Annotated in this window: 21 protein-coding genes; 12 read left to right on the forward strand and 9 right to left on the reverse strand. The window is 45.7% G+C overall.

What is annotated here, in order from left to right; all coding sequences use genetic code 11:
- On the reverse strand, window positions 1-364 hold a 364-nt coding region (locus C6G87_RS02340; RefSeq protein WP_158653073.1), incomplete at its 3' end, for a glycine--tRNA ligase subunit beta.
- Between the two features lie 93 nt (window positions 365-457).
- On the opposite strand from C6G87_RS02340, the gene C6G87_RS02345 reads away from it, so the two are divergent.
- Both C6G87_RS02345 and gpmI read left to right on the forward strand, forming a co-directional pair.
- Complete coding sequence (locus tag C6G87_RS02345) at window positions 458-1,282, forward strand: hypothetical protein (protein WP_104751940.1); 825 nt, start codon at window positions 458-460, stop codon at window positions 1,280-1,282.
- On the forward strand, window positions 1,283-2,770 hold the full coding sequence (gpmI, locus tag C6G87_RS02350; protein WP_104751941.1) for a 2,3-bisphosphoglycerate-independent phosphoglycerate mutase: 1,488 nt from the start codon (window positions 1,283-1,285) through the stop codon (window positions 2,768-2,770).
- 27 nt (window positions 2,771-2,797) lie between these two features.
- Here gpmI and C6G87_RS02355 read toward each other — a convergent pair whose 3' ends face one another.
- Genes C6G87_RS02355 through C6G87_RS02375 form a run of 5 tightly spaced genes read right to left on the reverse strand, consistent with a single transcriptional unit; the run spans window position 2,798 to window position 7,487 of the window.
- Entirely contained in the window at window positions 2,798-3,271 is a 474-nt protein-coding gene (locus tag C6G87_RS02355) for a methylated-DNA--[protein]-cysteine S-methyltransferase (RefSeq protein WP_104751942.1), read from the reverse strand.
- Window positions 3,271-4,656 (reverse strand): glycolate oxidase subunit GlcD, encoded by a 1,386-nt coding sequence (gene glcD / locus C6G87_RS02360; RefSeq protein ID WP_104751943.1) that lies wholly within the window; start codon window positions 4,654-4,656, stop codon window positions 3,271-3,273. The genes C6G87_RS02355 and glcD overlap by 1 nt, the downstream gene beginning before the upstream one ends.
- A 2-nt stretch (window positions 4,657-4,658) precedes the next feature.
- The gene (locus tag C6G87_RS02365; RefSeq protein WP_104751944.1) at window positions 4,659-5,750 is read right to left on the reverse strand and encodes a plasminogen-binding N-terminal domain-containing protein; all 1,092 of its coding nucleotides are present in this window, start codon (window positions 5,748-5,750) and stop codon (window positions 4,659-4,661) included.
- Window positions 5,743-6,342 carry an NUDIX hydrolase gene (locus C6G87_RS02370; protein ID WP_104751945.1) on the reverse strand — a complete coding sequence of 200 codons (600 nt, stop codon included), beginning with the start codon at window positions 6,340-6,342 and terminating at the stop codon, window positions 5,743-5,745. The genes C6G87_RS02365 and C6G87_RS02370 overlap by 8 nt, the downstream gene beginning before the upstream one ends.
- Entirely contained in the window at window positions 6,342-7,487 is a 1,146-nt protein-coding gene (locus C6G87_RS02375; protein WP_233708967.1) for a peptidoglycan DD-metalloendopeptidase family protein, read from the reverse strand. The genes C6G87_RS02370 and C6G87_RS02375 overlap by 1 nt, the downstream gene beginning before the upstream one ends.
- 82 nt (window positions 7,488-7,569) lie before the next feature.
- Here C6G87_RS02375 and C6G87_RS02380 point away from each other — a divergent pair, with 82 nt between their 5' ends.
- The 4 genes from C6G87_RS02380 (at window position 7,570) to flgK (ending at window position 10,354) form a co-directional block, all read left to right on the forward strand.
- A complete protein-coding gene (locus C6G87_RS02380; protein ID WP_104751946.1) occupies window positions 7,570-7,761 on the forward strand; it encodes a hypothetical protein in 192 nt (63 codons plus the stop codon).
- A gap of 58 nt (window positions 7,762-7,819) precedes the next feature.
- Window positions 7,820-8,032, forward strand: coding sequence for a flagellar biosynthesis anti-sigma factor FlgM (locus C6G87_RS08950; RefSeq protein ID WP_104751947.1), 213 nt, complete (start codon window positions 7,820-7,822; stop codon window positions 8,030-8,032).
- Window positions 8,033-8,095: 63 nt separating this feature from the next.
- Window positions 8,096-8,524 (forward strand): hypothetical protein, encoded by a 429-nt coding sequence (locus tag C6G87_RS02390; protein ID WP_104751948.1) that lies wholly within the window; start codon window positions 8,096-8,098, stop codon window positions 8,522-8,524.
- Between the two features lie 9 nt (window positions 8,525-8,533).
- Window positions 8,534-10,354 (forward strand): flagellar hook-associated protein FlgK, encoded by a 1,821-nt coding sequence (gene flgK, locus C6G87_RS02395; protein WP_104751949.1) that lies wholly within the window; start codon window positions 8,534-8,536, stop codon window positions 10,352-10,354.
- A 17-nt stretch (window positions 10,355-10,371) separates the two neighbouring features.
- On the opposite strand, the gene C6G87_RS02400 is transcribed toward flgK, so the two are convergent.
- The 3 genes from C6G87_RS02400 to C6G87_RS02410 are packed head-to-tail and all read right to left on the reverse strand — an operon-like array spanning window position 10,372 to window position 12,533.
- A complete protein-coding gene (locus C6G87_RS02400) occupies window positions 10,372-11,439 on the reverse strand; it encodes an LptF/LptG family permease (protein ID WP_104751950.1) in 1,068 nt (355 codons plus the stop codon).
- On the reverse strand, window positions 11,418-11,993 hold the full coding sequence (gene pth, locus C6G87_RS02405; RefSeq protein ID WP_104751951.1) for an aminoacyl-tRNA hydrolase: 576 nt from the start codon (window positions 11,991-11,993) through the stop codon (window positions 11,418-11,420). Before pth ends, C6G87_RS02400 begins: the two co-directional genes overlap by 22 nt.
- A gap of 3 nt (window positions 11,994-11,996) precedes the next feature.
- Window positions 11,997-12,533, reverse strand: coding sequence for a 50S ribosomal protein L25/general stress protein Ctc (locus C6G87_RS02410; RefSeq protein ID WP_104751952.1), 537 nt, complete (start codon window positions 12,531-12,533; stop codon window positions 11,997-11,999).
- A 202-nt stretch (window positions 12,534-12,735) separates the two neighbouring features.
- On the opposite strand from C6G87_RS02410, the gene purE reads away from it, so the two are divergent.
- From purE to C6G87_RS02440, 6 genes are read left to right on the forward strand one after another with little or no spacing between them, the layout of a single operon-like run.
- The gene (purE, locus tag C6G87_RS02415; protein WP_104751953.1) at window positions 12,736-13,239 is read left to right on the forward strand and encodes a 5-(carboxyamino)imidazole ribonucleotide mutase; all 504 of its coding nucleotides are present in this window, start codon (window positions 12,736-12,738) and stop codon (window positions 13,237-13,239) included.
- Complete coding sequence (gene purC / locus C6G87_RS02420) at window positions 13,236-13,946, forward strand: phosphoribosylaminoimidazolesuccinocarboxamide synthase (protein ID WP_104751954.1); 711 nt, start codon at window positions 13,236-13,238, stop codon at window positions 13,944-13,946. The genes purE and purC overlap by 4 nt, the downstream gene beginning before the upstream one ends.
- 9 nt (window positions 13,947-13,955) lie before the next feature.
- On the forward strand, window positions 13,956-15,359 hold the full coding sequence (gene purF / locus C6G87_RS02425) for an amidophosphoribosyltransferase (protein WP_104751955.1): 1,404 nt from the start codon (window positions 13,956-13,958) through the stop codon (window positions 15,357-15,359).
- 8 nt (window positions 15,360-15,367) lie between these two features.
- Entirely contained in the window at window positions 15,368-16,381 is a 1,014-nt protein-coding gene (purM, locus tag C6G87_RS02430; protein ID WP_104751956.1) for a phosphoribosylformylglycinamidine cyclo-ligase, read from the forward strand.
- Window positions 16,375-17,088 carry an IMP cyclohydrolase gene (locus C6G87_RS02435; protein ID WP_104751957.1) on the forward strand — a complete coding sequence of 238 codons (714 nt, stop codon included), beginning with the start codon at window positions 16,375-16,377 and terminating at the stop codon, window positions 17,086-17,088. Before purM ends, C6G87_RS02435 begins: the two co-directional genes overlap by 7 nt.
- Window positions 17,081-18,241 (forward strand): phosphoribosylaminoimidazolecarboxamide formyltransferase, encoded by a 1,161-nt coding sequence (locus tag C6G87_RS02440; protein ID WP_104751958.1) that lies wholly within the window; start codon window positions 17,081-17,083, stop codon window positions 18,239-18,241. The genes C6G87_RS02435 and C6G87_RS02440 overlap by 8 nt, the downstream gene beginning before the upstream one ends.
- Window positions 18,242-18,243: the final 2 nt, after the last annotated feature.

Genomic DNA, 18,243 nt, shown 5'->3' on the forward strand with positions numbered 1-18,243 from the left:
GAATGGGGGGGGTGGTGGTGGTGGCATAGAGTACTTGCTTGTGATTCTTGGTGGTGGTGGCTAGCAGGGGGGGAAGCCCTAATTTGGTATAGAATTTCTCCCCAATCGCATTGAGCGCTCCCTCTTTTGTGCCAATCTCTAGGGGCGGTCCAAAATGGGCGCATGTTTTAGCAGGCGTGTGGGTGGGAAAATGGGGCGTGTAGAGTACAAGACGCGTAGGGGTGTAGAAAAGTTCAAACACCGCTTTTAAATCGTGCTGGGCGACAAGACGATCCCATTTATCCAACATGTGGGGCAATTCTTGCAACAGCGCACTAGCGGGCATTTCTTCGGTCAAAATCTCAATGAGTACCGCTTGGCTCAAACACGCTCCTAGGGGTGGGCTTAATAGAATTCTTAAGACGAGCTATAGTATCATAATAAGCCTTAGGTAAAAAATATTTGATGAGGTTTGGGCATGGAAAAAGCGCGTGGAGGGTTGTGGCGGGCTGTAGTGGCGGGCGTGCTAGGGGCAGTTGGCGCACTTGGCGCAGAAAAAGCAAATCTAGCCGAATGCAACGATCCGCTCAAATTCAACGATCAACAAAAGCGGATCATTGTCTACGCCTATCGCTATGGCTTTAAGCAGGATTTGGGTTATGCACTAGCTGCCATCGCATGGAAAGAATCCTGTGCGGGGATGTATCGGGTGAATTTTGGCGATCCAAGCGCGGGCATTTACCATGCCTACATCCCTAGCGTACTCAAACTCTACAATGAGCGCGACACGCGTTTTATGCAGAATGTCTATGGGGATTTGCTCATCCGAGATAAGGCTTTCGCTTCTAAGGTGGCGTTGGACACCCTGATAAGCTGGCGACGCACCCACAAAGGGGATTTGAAGAATATGATCAAGTCTTACCACAAGGGCTTGCGCTGGCAGAAGAATGACTATCTTAACCAAGGTGCTAATGAATATTATGAAGATATTGTGGCTAAGATTAAGGTACTTCAAAGTGTCATGCCCACCTTACAGCAAAGTGTCGATGAGAAAAGACCCCCTAAAGAGTCCATCACCTATGCTCAGAGTGAGATTCGCCCTCTAGAAATCCGCCCTAAGCCTAAGCCTAAGCCCATTTCTAGAAGACACCATACCCCCCCAAAAGCACAGCACAAGAAACCTCCTGTCCATACACAAAAGCCTAAAGTAGAGCATGAACATCAACCAAATTCACAGGCTACACACAAGAAGCACAAAGAGGATAATTCCATCTTTTTAATGCAAGAAGCCCCGGTGTTCTAAATGCAAAAGACTTTACTCATTATCACCGATGGCATTGGGCATAATCCTTCTTCTCATGCCAATGCCTTTTACCATGCTAAAAAACCCGCTTACGATTGGATGTTTGCCAATTTGCCCCATAGCTTATTGAAGACACATGGTCTGAGTGTGGGCTTGCCAGAGGGGCAGATGGGCAATTCTGAAGTGGGGCATATGTGCATTGGAGCGGGGCGCGTGCTCGATCAGGATTTGGTCCGGATTTCTAAAGCGTTTGAACAAGAACTCATTGAGGACAATCCCGCGTTTCAAAGTGTGGCAGAACATGCCAGCGTAGTGCATGTGTTAGGTTTGATGAGTGATGGGGGGGTGCACTCTCACATCAACCACTTAATGGGCATGGCATTGCTCTTAGAGCGCATGGGCAAACAAGTGTGGTTGCACTTGGTGAGCGATGGGCGCGATGTCCTGCCCACCAGCGCGCTAGAGTATTTGGCCTTAGTAGGGGGTATTTGCAATGAGCGCATCCACATCGCCACACTCTCAGGGCGTTTCTATGCGATGGATCGCGACAAGCGCTTTGAGCGCACTCTAAAAGCCTATGAGAGCATCGCGCATGCCAAGAACAAGAGCGATCTAAGCCCTGAAGCCTATATCGCGCACATGCATGCCCGGGGCATTATGGATGAATTTATTGAGCCGGCCAGTTTTGGGGCGTATGCGGGCATGTTTGATGGCGAGGGCTTGATTGTGATCAATTTTCGCAGCGATCGGGTGCGCCAGATTGTGCAAGTTTTAGGCGGGGACTTAGACCCCTTTGAGGGGCTCTCAGAGTGCGGTGCGGGCGCGCCAGAATTGCTGATTGCCACCATGACCGCTTATAGCGCGGCTTTTAATTACCCGGTGCTCTTCCCCAAAGAAGAGGTTAAAACCACCTTAGCCAAGGTGGTTTCAGAGGCTGGATTGAGCCAAGCCCACATCGCCGAAACGGAGAAATACGCCCATGTGAGTTTCTTTATCAATGGGGGGTTAGAAGCCCCCTTTGTGGGCGAGGAGCGCATTTTAGTCCCCAGCCCCAAAGTAACCACCTATGATCTGCGCCCTGAAATGAGCGCGTTAGAAGTGGGGGAGGCGGTGCGCGCATGCATGCGCAAGGGCACGGATCTCATCATCGTCAACTTTGCCAATGGGGACATGGTGGGGCATACGGGTAATTTTGAGGCGGCGGTGCGCGCGGTAGAAACGATCGATGCGCAATTGGGCGCGATCTTGCAACTCGCCCAAGAACTCCATTACGCCATGCTTTTGACCAGCGATCATGGCAATTGCGAACAAATGCGCGATGAAAATGAGGCGATGCTCACTAACCACACCACCCATGAAGTCTATTGCTTTGTGCTAGGGCAGGGGGTTACCCACCTTAAAGGCGGCGGGCTGAATAATGTCGCTGCTAGCGTGCTCAAATTGCTAGGCTTACAGATTCCAGAAAGCATGGACGCGCCGTTGTTTTAAATTTTTCTTCTGTATGAATTGAGTCCTCTAAGTTTGGCATGAGCAACGCTCATGGTTTAAAAGCCATGCCTTGATCTCCTCCCCACCCCCATAGCCCCCAAGATCGCCATTAGCGCGCACCACGCGATGACAGGGGATGACAAGGGGACAGGGGTTGGCATGGTTGGCATTGCCCAGCGCGCGGTAGGCTTTAGGATTGCCAATAGCTTGGGCGATGTCTTTGTAACTGCGCACTTGTGCGTAAGGGATAGCCTGCAGGGCATGCCAAACCTGTTTTTGAAAGGGTGAACCGCCTATATCCAAGGGGATTTCAAAGCGCACCAAATCGCCCTTAAAATAATTTTCTAGCGCCTCTAAACTCTGTTGCATCCAAAGATTGGGTGTATTGGATTGCCCTTTATGGGTTACAAAATCCACAGCGCACAGCCCTTTTTGGCTGGTTTGCAAGCGCAAGTAAGGGATGGGGAAAGTTTTGGGGGTTTTTAAAAAACCCACGCACATCACAAGCCCATTTTAAAGGGGTTGAGAATGTTATTAGGATCAAAGGCGGCTTTAATGCGTTTGAACAACGCCATCTCTTCAGGGCTAAAAGCTAGGGGCATGAAGCGCGCTTTGGACAAACCAATGCCATGCTCTCCGCTAAGTGTGCCCTCTAGGGCGATCGCGCTCTTAAAGATCGCCTCCATTGCCTCCTGCCCTCTTTGCATTTCAGAGGGGTCGTTAGGGTCTTGCACCATCACATTCACATGCACATTCCCATCGCCAGTATGCCCAAAACAAGGGATGGTAAGCCCGTATTCTTGACTGATCTTGGCTACTTCTTCTAGCAAGGCGGGCAGGCTGGCTCTAGGCACGGTCACATCTTCATTGAGCTTTTTCTTGCCATAGACACTAATGCTTTGGGAGGCGTTGCGGCGCGCAAACCACAGATCTTCTTCTTGTTGGCTATTTTGGGCAATGCGAAAGTCTATACACCCATTTTCTTTAAAATGCTTTTCAATTTGATCTAGCTGCCAGCTGATTTGCTCAGGCACGCTCCCATCTACTTGGGTGATGAGGATCGCGCCCGCGTCCATGGGCAAGCCCTTAGCAAAGCGTTGCTCAACCGCCCTAATGCTCAGATTGTCTAAAAACTCCATTGCCACAGGGGTAACCCCACTAGCCATGCTCTTATACACCGCCTCCATCGCTTCGCCAATGCTGCCAAACACTCCCATCGCCGATTGCTTGAGCTTGGGTTTGGCTAAGAGTTTTAAAGTGAGTTCTGTAATGACCGCTAAACAGCCCTCAGAGGCGATCAAAATCCCGGCCACATTGAAGCCGGCGACATCTTTGATCGTCTTTTTGCCCGCTCTAATCACATCTCCATTGGGCAAGACCGCGCGCAGTGCCATCACATAATCTTTAGTGATGCCATATTTAGCCGCGCGCATGCCCCCGGCGTTTTCGCTCACATTCCCCCCCAAAGTGCTTTGATCTTGACTGGCTGGATCGGGGGGGTAGAACAAGCCCAACGCCTCCACGGCGTTTTGAAAATGTTTGTTGATCACCCCGGGCTGGACGCGCGCGATGAGATTTTTTGTGTCGATCTCTAAAATGCGATCAAAATGCTTTTCTAGGCTTAGGACCAACCCCCCATGCGCGCTCAAAGCCCCTCCCGTAAAACCCGTACCCGCCCCGCGAGGCACGATAATAATTTGGTGCGCGTTGCAATAGGCTAGAATTTGGCGCACATCTTCTTCATCTCTAGGGAAGATCACCCCATCGGGCATGTGGCGTTCTTTGGTCGCGTCATAGGCATAGGCTTGTAAATGGGCGGGGTCTGTGTAGAAATTCTGCACACCCACAAGCTGGCTTAAATGCTGGGCATGGCGGGTTTCTAGCATGCTCACTCCTTGTGTTGGGGTTTGTTTTCCTCTTTCTTCTTGCGCTTTGTCTCCTCTTTGGCGCGTTTTTTAGCTTCTTTAGCCGCCTTTTTTCTAGCGCGCTCTGCCTCTTTTTCAGCTTTGATTCGCGCCTTACGCTCTGCCCTGCTCTCTTGGGCTTCTATCGCCTTCTTCGCTTGACTGGAGGCATCTAGCTTTCTCTCCTCTTGTAATTCTTGTGCGGATTCTTTAGGCACAAGCGCCTGATCTGCCTTGAGTTCTTCTTTAAGCTTTTTCTTGAGAGCTTTCTTTTCAGCAGCAGTCTTTGCCCGTTTAATATCTTCTTTAAATTCGATTCGATTCTCTTTTTTAAGCGCCCTTTCTAAGGTTTTTTGTGCTTCTTCTTTGAGTAAGGTATCATAGAACAAAAAATAATTTTTTACTTTGCTTCCGCCGAATAATCTCCCTAGCGTGCCTTTGTCAATACCCTCCACACGCGAGTAAAAGGGGGTGCTACTACGTGTAGCTGTAGAAGTGTCCAAATGTTTGCTCTCCAAGACGGCGAAGCTTTGGCAATCTAGGATATTTAAGCGTTCCGTACTCACGATAAAAAGCAATCCTGCGCTGTAAAGGTCGCATGCCTTCCTTAGAGAGTGGACACTAGGATTAAAACCGCTCAAAAAAGCAACTAGGAGATCCGAGTTAACAAATTCGATTTCTTTGTAAGCGTCTTTAATTTGTGTATATAATTGTGCGTCCGGAGCGATCAAAAAGGCTTGGTGATTGAACTCTCTAAAGATGGCTAAATAACCTTTTTTGGGCTCCATTCTAGGCGTAGGAAGGTGGCGCTGTTTCATCACACTATAGGGCGTATACCTGCCCACTGCTACCCCATTTTCTATTTGCAACACCTCTACCTGTGCGGCGATCACATTGTAATCGGTGAGTTTAGCTAAAATATACCCACTCTCTCCTACTTTTAAGTCGTAGGCTTGAAAGCGTACAAGTTTGTTAGTGCTATCTACAGCATCAATACTAATCTTAAGCGGTGCGCTCCATTCCTGTGTCCAAAGCGTAGCCACCACACAGATCATAAGCCATAGATGTCTAAGCATGTTCGCCCTTAATTCTCTCTACGCTCCAATTGAGCGCATACCCTAACCCTATAGTTTTAGGAATACGCGTATCTGCCACAAAACTGCAAGCATCCTTGCGTGGGATACGCACCACTTCGATACACTCACCCTCTACCCCCCCGCCCGCATGGCGCTGGTGGGCTTGATTGACACAGGCAAAAAACATACTCTGTTTGCTCCCACTGATCCCAGTGGCTGAATGAAAAACGCCGATGGGTTCTAGCATGCTGGGTGTGATGGCGTAACCGCATTCTTCTAAAACCTCTTCGCAAGCGATCTCCTCCACACTTTTATGGGGCTTGTCTACGAGTCCTGCGCACAATTCATACATGTAGCCATCGATGTTTTCTCCTCTATGCAGACATGCGTTCACATAGACAGCGGGTCTAAATTGTTTCACCACTATATAGTGTTGCGCTTCCGTATGGTAGAGTAACACTGCTACACTGTCATGCACCTTGATCATATCCCAACGCTTGGCTATCCCATCTTCTTCATAAAGAATAGTTTGAGGCTGGATATAGGGTGAGCGTTCACACTCTACAATCCGAATGCTAGAATAACGCACCATCAGTAAGTGATCTTGAGGGTTTCTTGTTGCGCGTACTCAAAGGAGCGCGTATCCCTAATAATGTTTTTATAAGGACGGATCAGATGACTAAAACGTTCCTTGTCTTTGCCACTCAGTTGATTTTTGGCGGTACGAATACGCCCTAGTGGATCGATGGGGCGATCGTTTTTATACACTCCAAAGTGTAAATGTGGACCCGTACTCAAACCCGTGCTCCCGACTCTGCCTATTGTTTGTCCCCTTTTAACATGACTATGCAATTTCAAGCCGGGGGCAAAAGCACTAAGGTGAGCGTATAGCAGGCGTAATTCTTTGCCGTATTTAACTTCAATTGTTCTGCCATAACCGCCCTTATAACCAATGAAACTAACGCGTCCTTCTGTTGCAGCATGCACGGCAGTGCCAACCCTAGCCGCGTAATCCACACCATAATGTGGGCGGACTTCTCTCAAAATAGGATGCATGCGCCCATGAGAAAATTTGGAAGAGATTCTAGAGTAGCGCACGGGAGTTTCTAGAAAAAATTCCATAATCTCTTTGCCATCCGTATCGTAATATTTCCCCTTATACGCAAACGCATAATGGGGTTTTCTACGGGTTTCCAGCATACTCGCATGGATAGTGGGAAAACCAAAGGGGCGATCCAAGCGGTGTTTTCTAGTATAAATCACAACCAGCTGATCTCCCTTAACCACAGCACGCTTAAAATCAATAGTCTTTTTATAGATATCTACAAACTCTTGGGCAAGTCTCGAGTTTCCTGTAGTTTTTAAAATATCTTTATAGGGTGATTTTTGTATCCTTAAGTTTAAGGTCTTCTGTACGCTACTAAAGACGATAGGAATAAAATCTATGCGGTAGTGATCGTGATCTCTAAACAAGCGTAACTGCACCGCTTCGCCTACGGGGATTAAGGCTTGCAAGAGCGTACCCTGCGCGTCCCTCAAGGTGTAATAAGGCACTCCCGCGCGAATTTCCGTCCCTAGCTCTTTATCTTGCCATGATAGATTGTAATAAACTTTAGAATCGATCTTATTTTTATCCAAAAAGCCTAGTAGCGTCGCCCCCTTTTCCCACATCAAACGCTCCCCAACTGCGCCAAAACCGCACGCGACGCATGCTAACCATGTCCAAATTAACCGCACTCTCACTCTCCTTTATATCTCATGACCATGAAAGTGCCGATTATAGTCTATAATAGCTTATAAAAAATAATAAGGAGAGTGCATGAAAAACTTCACTCTTGGATTATGGCTTGTGCCTACTATCACCTTTTTAGTCTTTTGCGGGGCACTGTTTTCCTTATTCATCTATGCTTTTAAAACTCCAGACACCAGTTTTCAAGACACAGGAGAAAAGAAGCGCCCTGCAACCGCTACCGAGTTGCGTAAAGCATTGGAAAGACGCATGTTGCAATGACTCTAGTTTTTGTTAATTTGGTCGATGTGGTAGAAAATTCTCTTGAAAGGATACCCCCATGGTTAAGTCTGTAGGTAGCCACACCTCGTTTAACTCTCTTTCTCATGTGCATGGCGCGCGTGCTTCCCATGAGAGTGCTAAGCAGTCCCACGCTGAGCAAGCGGCTGCTACAGATAAAGTCGCCCAAATCAAAAAGTCGCTTGAAGCAGGCGATTATAAGGTAGACCTAGAGAAAACCTCGCATAAAATGGCACAAAGTTTGCTTGGCTAGGGCGATACTGACACTCTAGCGATTCCTAGGCGGTCGGTATGAGATCGCACTTTAGGAGATCGCATGCTCTCTTCTTACCTCCAGCAGTCCCTAGAGGATTTACAAACTTTAATTGACTTGACTTTGCAAGACCTTGAAGACATCAAGCACGCCAAGCATGAGGTGATCTTTGCGCGCAACATCCAAAAACAAGAACGGGTAAAATCTTTTGAGACTTGTAAGGCATGTTTTGATCAGGGTATGCTCGATCTTATTGAGAAAAACCCCGGAAAGCCTCTCAGTGAACTTTTGGACGCTACGGGCAATGCCTGCTTAAAACAAATGCGCGCGCGCCTAGAGGAACTTAAGGAGCTCAATGCCAGTTATGCGCGTATCGTCTTCGCTGTTTCAGAGTTTTATTCCTCTTTGATGCAGCAACTCGTCCCCCATGAGAGTGTGGGGTATTACAACCAGCGCACCGTGAGCAGCAGCTTTTTACAGGTGCAAGCCTAAAGGATTCACATGGGCGGTATCCTCTCTTCTCTTAACACTTCCTATACGGGCTTGCAAGCCCATCAGGTGATGGTGGATGTTACAGGCAATAATATTTCTAACGCCAATGACGAATTTTACAGCCGCCAGCGCGTGATCGCCCGCCCTCAAACTAGCCTCGCCTATACTGATCGCAATGTGAATATGGGGGTGAATGTAGAGACGATCCAACGCGTGCATGACGAATTTGTCTTTGCGCGCTATGCTAGAGCCAACCAAGAACACGCCTTTTATAGCACCCAGTTTGACAATTTGCGCGAAGCCTCTTCGTATCTTCCAGATATGGAAGAGGTGGGGATTCAAAATGATTTGCAAAATTATTTCAACGCGTGGAAGGATTTAGCTAAGAACGCCAAAGACCCCGCTACCAAGCAAGCTCTAGTACAAAAAACCCAGACCCTCACGCGCAATATCCAAGACACGCGCGCGCGCCTAGTGGCCTTGCAGCACAAGGCAAGCCAAGAGCTTATCAGTTCTGTGAAAGAGGTCAATCGCATCGGCGCAGAGATCGCCAATATCAACAGGCATCTTAAGGAGATGGAAGATCCCAAAACCCTCAAGCAGGCTAATGAGCTCAGAGATAAACGCGATGCCCTAGAATTTCATCTCAAAGAACTTATCGGGGGGAATGTGTCTAAAATGCATGTGCAAACCAATGCGGCTAACGACATCAAGGTGGCGGACTTTGATGATGGTTATGTCTTCAATGTGGGCTATGGATTTAATATCATCGATGGGGCGATCTTTCACCCCCTTGTGGTAGAAAATAGCGACAATAAGGACCAACTCGCCCAAATCTATTTTAGAGGCGATGATTTTAAGACAATTAATATCACCGATAAGATCGATCAAGGCAAGGTGGGCGCGCTCATGGGGGTCTATAATGATGGATCGCATGGCACCACTAAGGGCAAATTGCAAAACTATTTGGACGCGCTAGACACCTTTGCTAAAGGTTTGATCGAATCCACCAACGCGATCTATGCCCAAAGTGCCGCCCATAGCATTGAGGGCAAGATTGTAGAATTTGAAGATCGCACCGCGCTCAAGGACACTAACTATAATATCAAAGAGGGGAGCTTTGATGTGGTCGCTTATAATACCGATGGGCATATCCTTGCCAAACGAACAATCCAAATTACCCCCATTACCACCATGCAAGATGTGGTTGCTCAAATCAACGCGAATACCGATGACAATCACGACAATAATACTACAAATGATTTTGATGATTATTTTAGTGCTCATTTTGATAATAGAGCAAAAAAGTTTAGCATCCATGCTAAGAACCCTTCTCAGGGGCTTTTCGTCTCCATCAAGGATCACGGGAGTAATTTTACCGGAGCACTAGGACTCAATACCTTTTTTGATGGGGATAGCGCGCGCAACATTGCGCTTAACAGCACTTATAAAAAAGAACCCACTGCATTACGCCCCTGGTTAGCCCCTATTAATGGAAATTTTGATGTGGCAAATATGATGCAACAATTACAATACGATAAGGTAGATTTCTATCACGATAAATTTAACAACACACCGATGACTATCGAAGAATACTACCAATTCGTAGCAAGTAAGGTGCACACAGAGGCAGAAAAATCTCAACGCGCCACAGAAAGCAAAGAGGCGATTTTAGAAGTGGTAAAAAAAGAACATGAGGCAATCTCGGGAGTGAGCAATGATGAGGAAATGGTTAATCTTATCAAGTACCAAGGAGGCTATGCTGCCAATGCTAAAGTTATTACAGCCATCGATCGCATGATCGAAACTCTTTTAGGCATGAAACAATAGTAAACGGATTTAGATTGTTAGAGACGCATGTCTAGCTTGTGGTAGTGGCGCAGGGCAATTACACACAGAAGTGCAAAGGGGAGCGCGACTCCAAGTTCAGGGTAAAATAAACCAGCAATGCTAAATTTGCCTAGCGCGAAAAAGAGTCCCCAAAGAAGGAGTGAAAGGATGATGAATTTCAGACTCAAGAGGGCAAGATTCTCATAACGTGCAAGGTTAGGAGTGTAGCGTGCAATCAAAATAGCAGTTAAAGGCACAAAAAAGGGCATTAGTATCGCGACATACAAAAATCCACGGACTTTATTTGTATCACCATGTTGGCGATAAAGCACGCGTAAAGAGCGCAACGCGTCTGTAATAGAAACGGCAGGTTTGTTTTGGTAAATAGTGTCAAGTACTTTAGGGTGAAACCCTCTAAGGGTTTTGAGAAGGGCATTATTTTCTAAGCGCAAGCCCTGTTTTCCTAAACTTAAAGGTGTGGGCAAAGTGGCAGTTGTGGCGTTGTGTAAAACCCAATACTTGCGCTCAAAAGTGGCATGACTAGCTTGAGCGACCGCACTTAGTTCGTTATTCTTGAGTGTAAAAATTTTAATATTTTGTGCGCTTTGAAGCAAGGGGTTGATTTTTCCAAAATACACATAATCATCATTGTATTTAACTAATAAATTTTCAGAAATATTACTTGAATTGTCCTTGTAAATAATGGCTTCTGCCTTTTCTTGCATGTAGACAAAAGGGGTTGCGTTGAGTGCTATGAATAGGATAATAAAAAACAGATTGATCCCCAACATAGGTTTTAAAATTTGCTTGATTGAATAGCCAATAGCGAGCAAAGCGCTGTATTGATTTGAACGGATAAAGGCAATATAAAAAAGCACAAGTCCCAAGAGTAACGAGATAGGTAAAGTGTAATTGAGCGCATAGAGTCCATCATAGATAAAGAAAAGCAGAATCAAGTTTGCCGCATCAGGGAATTTATCGGCATATTGCAGGCTATCAATGCCAATAAAAAAGAGCTCCAATGCGCTTAAGATAATCAGGCAATATTTGAGATAGTAAGAACCTACAAAGAACCAAAGTCGCATGGGCTGGATTTGTGAGGGTTGCGTGTAAAACGCGCTTGCATACGCGTAAAATCATCATGCATGAGATAAAAGCATAGGGCTTCTAGGGTATGCTCAAACACCTCTCGCTTCAAGGGTTCTTCATGGGATTCGAAATGTCCTAAAACATGCGCGTGAGTATCCGTGCCCTTGCCAATCCCTATTTTAACCTTATAAAATGCATGGGAATAGTGTGCTTGAATAGATTTAAGTCCATTATGCCCTCCATCACCTCCCTTTTGCTTAAATCGCAACGCTCCTAAAGGTAAATCTAAATCATCATGTACCACCACTAAGGTGCGCACATGGTGGTAGCGCAAAAAAGCACTTAACGCTTCTCCAGATGTGTTCATGTATGTGTTGGGTTTTAGCAGATAACAGGAGTATTGCGCTATGAAAGCATAATGATGATTGCTAGCCCTCTTAAAGCTTACGCCAAATTTGTCCGCTAATAAATCGAGCACATCAAAGCCCACATTATGGCGTGTGTGGGCATAAAGAGGTGTGGGATTGCCTAAACCTAAAATCAGTCTCAAGGGCTATTTTGCCTTGATAACCCCCACAACGGCGTTATTAGGGTTTTCTAGAATTTTTACAGATTCGGACACTTTTAAATCGCGTACCAAAATCACATCACCTACATCTAAAGCAGACACATCAAGTTCAAAATTGGAGATTAAGTCCTCCGGTTTGCACTCCACATGCACACGACTTTTAGAAAGCATCAATATCCCCTTATTTTTGAGTCCTATAGGTGTACCATGCGTTTTTACGGGCACATGGAATTTAGAAACCACACCTGCTTTCAGCACAAGCAAATCTACATGCATGAGCGCATTGCTCACAGGGTCTTTTTGATAGCTTTGCACCACGACATGGTAGGCAATTTCACCCACTTTGACTTTAAAATCCAAACTGGGTTTATTTTTGACAAAACGGACGAAATCATTCGTTTTAAAGCTGGCATAGACATTAGGCACTTGGTTACCATAGAGATTAGCGAGTAAATAGCCTTGTTGGCGTAACGCCTTTCTTTGGGATTTAGATAAATTTCCCCTTACTTGTCCCTCTAACATTGGGCTTCCTTTGCAAAAAAATAAGCTGTTATTCTAATGTATTTTAGCTTAAGATTTTAAATGTCTTGGCATTTGTCCCAATATTGACCTGTGAATCGCAATTTAGGATAAGGGTAAAGACGCATCTTTAGGCTATTTTAGGGGCTAATCTGATACAATAGGTCTATCAAAGCAAGTTACCATAATCAAATAAAGGTTAAAGATGAAAAAAGTCGCTGTAATCATGGGGAGTAAAAGCGATTTACCCATTGTCCAAAAAGCTATTGAGATTTTACAAGATTTCCATGTGCCTTTTGAGGCTCATATTCTCTCTGCCCATCGCACACCTGAGGCACTTAAAAAATTCGCTTCACAGGCACACGCGCATGGCTTTGGAATTGTGATTGCGGCTGCGGGTAAATCTGCTCACTTGGCCGGTGTGGTGGCTTCACTCACCACCTTGCCCGTAATTGCCATTCCCATGCTTACCAGCGATCTAAAAGGTGTCGATTCCTTGCTCTCTAGTGTACAAATGCCTAGTGGTATCCCCGTAGCGTGTGTAGGGATCAATGCCTCAGAAAACGCTGCTCTGCTAGCTTTAGAAATCTTGGCTATTAATGAGCCCTCTCTACAAAATAAGCTTACCTGCAAGCGCCAAGAACAAGAAGAAAAGATTCTCAAGGCAGATCAAGAAATTTATCTCACATATAAGGAAAGCCATTTATGACTGCTACAACTCTGCTTTATGAGGGTAAAGCTAAAAAGGTCTATGCCACTTCAGATCTTCAATGCTACATTGTGGATTATAAAGACGAAGCCACTGCATTTAATGGTGCTAAGAAGGCCACTTTAAGCGGCAAGGGAAGTTTAAATAATCGCATCAGCAACTCTTTAATGCAATATCTCCAGAAGCAAGGGATCGCTACTCATTTTATCCAAGAGCTCAGTCCAACCCAAACTCTAGTAAAGAGGCTAGATATGTTTGCTTTGGAGGTGATCGTGCGCAATATATGTGCGGGATCTTTAGCTAAGAGATTGGGAATCAAAGAGGGCACGCCCTTTGAGCCCACAATTGTAGAGTTTTGCTATAAAAATGACTCTTTAGGCGATCCATTGATCAATGATGTTCATGCTTTGGTTCTAGGTTTAGCTAGTCAGGAGGAGCTAGAGAGTTTAAAATCTCTAGCTCTGAAAATCAATACTCTTTTGCAAGCATATTTTAAAAACTTAGGGATCATGCTTGTTGATTTTAAGCTAGAGTTTGGCAAGGATGGCGAGGGAAATATCGTTTTGGGCGATGAGGTGTCGCCTGATACTTGTCGTCTTTGGGACACTCGGACACATCAAAAATTAGATAAAGATCGCTTTAGGGAAGATTTGGGCGGGGTGTGTGAAGCTTATGAGATGGTTTTAGAAAAAATGTCTCACTCTTAAAGGTAAGCGGTGCAGAAAATCAAAGAGGAATGCGGAGTCTTTGGGGCGTTTGCATCAAAAAGCTCTAAGCTCGCACCCTTAGCCTATAATGCTTTGTGTGCGTTACAACATAGGGGGCAGGAGAGTTGCGGGATTGCTATTTGTGCTGAGGGTCATTTCACTTACTATAAGAACACAGGCTTGGTTAATGAGGTCTTTGACGCTCAGATTTTGGATCGCTTGGGGCAGGGGGAGATTTGTATTGGACATGTGCGCTATTGCACTACCGGAGAAAATAACCGCACCAATGCCCAGCCCATTGTGATCAATCATATTAAAGAGCCCTTAGCGATTGCTCACAATGGGAATTTGGTCAATTCTTTGGAATTGCGTCGTGCGCTTGAGTTACAAGGTTACATCTTCCATACTTCTAGTGATACAGAGGTGATTGCCTATCTTATTGCCAAGCACAGACTACATAGCATTAGTCTAGAAGAGGCGATTTTGGCAGCCACCCCTAGTTTACAGGGGGCGTATTCTTTGGTAATTATGACCCCTTCTAAGCTCATTGCTTTGCGTGATGGGTTTGGCTTTCGCCCCCTGTGTTTTGGCAAAACAACGCAAGGAGTGGACATTGTAGCTTCAGAGAGTTGCGCTTTGGATGCGTTAGGAGCCAGCCTTACAAGAGATATTGAGCCGGGTGAAATGGTGAGTTTTTCTTCAGAGGGTGTGCACTCTATGCGGATCGCTCAAGAAGTTCCTCGCAAGATTTGTTCTTTTGAGTACATTTATTTTGCTAGAGGGGATTCCATGCTAGAGGGCAGAAGTGTACATGTGGCGCGCCTGAGAGCTGGGGAGTATCTAGCTAAAACTTATCCCGTTGATGCGGATGTTGTGGTGGGTGTTCCTGATTCAGGACTGGATGCGGCTTTGGGTTATTCTAAAGCTTCTAGTATTCCTTACACTTTAGGTTTCATTAAAAATCGCTATGTCATGCGCACTTTTATTGCTCCTGAGCAGGAAAGGGCAGAGAAGTTGCGCCTCAAGCTTAACCCTATTATCCCTAATATTCAAGGTAAAAGGATTGTGCTGGTTGATGATTCCATTGTGCGGGGCAACACAACTAGGCGCATCGCCCAGCTTTTACGCCATGTAGGGGTCAAAGAGATTCATATGCGCATCTCTTCCCCTCCTTTTCTCAATCCTTGCTTTTATGGTACGGATATTGATTCTCAAGAGCACCTTATCGCCCACCAACATAACCTTGAGGAAATCACGCAACTTTTAGGACTCGATTCTTTAGCTTATCTGCCCTTGGAGGGCATTGAGTTCATGCTAGAAGGTTTGGGGTGTTGCACAGCGTGTTTTTCAGGCAAATACCCCACTTCTACACCCCAAGAACAAATTAGGCTCAGAGCCCCTACTCATATTTAAGGAAATGCATGCAATCTTACAAAAACGCTGGGGTTGATGTGTCTGCCGGCTACGAATCCGTGCAACGCATTAAAAAGCATATCGCGCGTACAAAAATACAGGCTTTAAATAGTATTGGCGGGTTTGGCGGGCTTTTTGATCTAGATGTCAAGGACATGGAGCGCCCCGTTTTGGTAAGTGGAGCTGATGGTGTAGGCACGAAGCTTAAACTAGCATTTATGCTCAATCATCACGAAAGTATTGGAATCGACTGCGTGGCGATGTGTGTCAATGACATTTTATGTTCGGGGGCTAAGCCCTTGTTTTTCTTAGATTACCTTGCACTGGATAAAAATCACCCTGACAAAGTGGAAAGCATTGTTAAGGGGATCGCACAAGGATGCATACTGGCAGGCTGTGAGCTATTGGGGGGGGAGACTGCTGAAATGCCTGGTCTCTATGCTCAAGATGAATACGACCTAGCGGGTTTTTGTGTGGGTATTGTAGATGCGCCCAAAATTCTCAAACCTGAAAATGTGTGCATGGGCGATGCGCTCATTGGGCTAGCCTCTAGCGGTGTGCATTCTAATGGCTTCTCTTTGGTGCGTAAAATTCTAAATGATCGCCATATAGACCCGACCGCCTATACCTTAGAGGGCAGATCTCTTGGGGAGCTTTTACTCGCACCCACCCAAATTTATGTCAAGCCCATTTTAAAACTGCTCAATCAATTCCCTGTCAAATCCATCGCCCATATCACCGGTGGGGGCTTTTATGAAAATATCCCACGCGCCTTGCCTAAGGGACTCAAAGCACAAATCGAGCGCGATTGTCTACCCAACCTGAGCATTTTTGACTTTTTGGCACGAGAGGGAAATATTTCAGAAAAAGAGATGTTTGGAGTATTTAATATGGGGATTGGCATGGTTTGTGTGGTGTCTAATGCGCATGCTCAAGAAGCAATTGCCTTTCTACAAGAACAAGGCGTAGTTGCTTATTTGATGGGGCAGGTACTAGAAGGTGAGGGGGTGTCTTTATGTTAAGTCTTACACAGGTCTTACAGACCCAGCGCTATTTTGGGCGGGGTATTCTTGTAGGTACTGCTCCCGATAGTCCACATGTTTTCTTGGGCTATTTTCTGATGGGAAGGAGTATGCAGAGTCAAAATCGCTACTTTACTCTTGAGGGCAATAATGTTCAAATTGCCTTTTTGCAACCGGAATTAGTAGAAGACGATTCCTTAATTCTCTATCCTCCCCTTGTGCATTGTAATTCTCAAATCATTATTAGCAATGGTAGCCAAACCAACACCATTTTACAATCTCTAGGGGCACAACAAAGTTTTATACAAGCCCTAAGGACACAAAAGTTCGAGCCAGACGCGCCTCACTTTACTCCTAGGATCAGTGCGCTTGTCAATTTGCATGCACAGGGCTTTAGTTACCAAATGAGTCTCATCAAGGCATTGCATGGTGTAAAACATACCGCCTGTGCGCGCTATTTTTATGAATATGAAAATCTGCAAGGTGTGGGGCATTTTATCCATACCTACGCCCATGACGCTCACCCCTTACCCTCTTTTAACGGCGAGCCTAAAAGTATTTTAATGCCCTCAAGTTTACAAGAACTAGGAATGCTCGTGTGGGAAGGCTTAGATGCAGAATATAAAGTTGCCCTGTGTGTCCAGTCCTTGCATTGGCTCACCCACGAAGTTCAAACTCTTATCTTCAACAAGGAATGTCATGCCTAGCCTTTCGCTCAAATACGGATGTAACCCCCACCAAGCCCACGCTAAAATTTCCTGCGAGACATCGCCTATCCAAGTGCTTAATGGTGCGCCTAGCTATATCAATTTCTTGGATGCGCTCAACGCCTGCCAACTTGTCCAAGAGCTCCAAGAAGCCACTAATCTCCCATGTGCCACTTCTTTTAAACATGCTAGTCCAACCTCTGCAGCCTTAGCTAAACCTTTAGAAGAAGTGCGTTTGAAGAGCTACTTTTTAGAGCATATCCCTCATCTTAATAACTCTCCCATTGCCACCGCTTACGCGCGCGCGCGTGGAGCTGATCGTCTAAGCTCCTTTGGGGATTTTGTCGCATTGAGCGACCCTTGTGATATTACCTGTGCGCAAGTGCTTGCACAAGAGGTTTCTGATGGGATTATCGCCCCAGAATTTGAGCCAAAAGCCCTAGAAATGCTCAAGAAAAAAAAGCAAGGAGCGTATGTCATTTTCCAAATAGATAAAAATTACATCCCTCCGCTTTTAGAAAAGCGCGAAGTCTTTGGAATCACTCTAGAGCAAGAACGCAACCATCTAAAAATCACTCCCCATCTTCTTGCAGATATTGTAACACGCAACCAAAACCTCCCCAAAGAAGCACAAGATGATTTGCTCCTCTCCCTCATTACACTCAAATACACCCAATCTAATTCCATTTGCCTAACCTATCAGGGGCAGGCTATCGGTGTGGGGGCGGGGCAACAATCACGTATCCACTGCACTAAGATTGCAGCTGATAAAGCCGATTTGTGGCATTTAAGAATCCATCCTAAAGTTTTGGACCTGCCCTTTATTCCTCATCTTAAACGCCCCACTAAAGACAATCTTATTTACGCCTACCTTACGCATGGACTTTCTTCTGAGGATTTGGCATGTTTTACCAAGTCTCCAGAAATCTTGAGTCAAGAGGAAAAACAAGACTATTTGAACCATATTGAGGGCGTGAGTTTAGGAAGCGATGCTTTCTTCCCTTTTAGCGATAGTATTTTACGGGCTTATCAAAGCGGGGTGCGCTACATCGCTCAGAGCGGGGGCAGCAAGCAAGATAAAGGCGTGATTGAAGCTTGTGATGCTAAAGGTTTAGTCATGGCTTTCACACATACGCGTTTATTCCATCATTAGGA

This window comes from Helicobacter baculiformis (genome assembly GCF_900197685.1).
GTDB lineage: Bacteria > Campylobacterota > Campylobacteria > Campylobacterales > Helicobacteraceae > Helicobacter > Helicobacter baculiformis.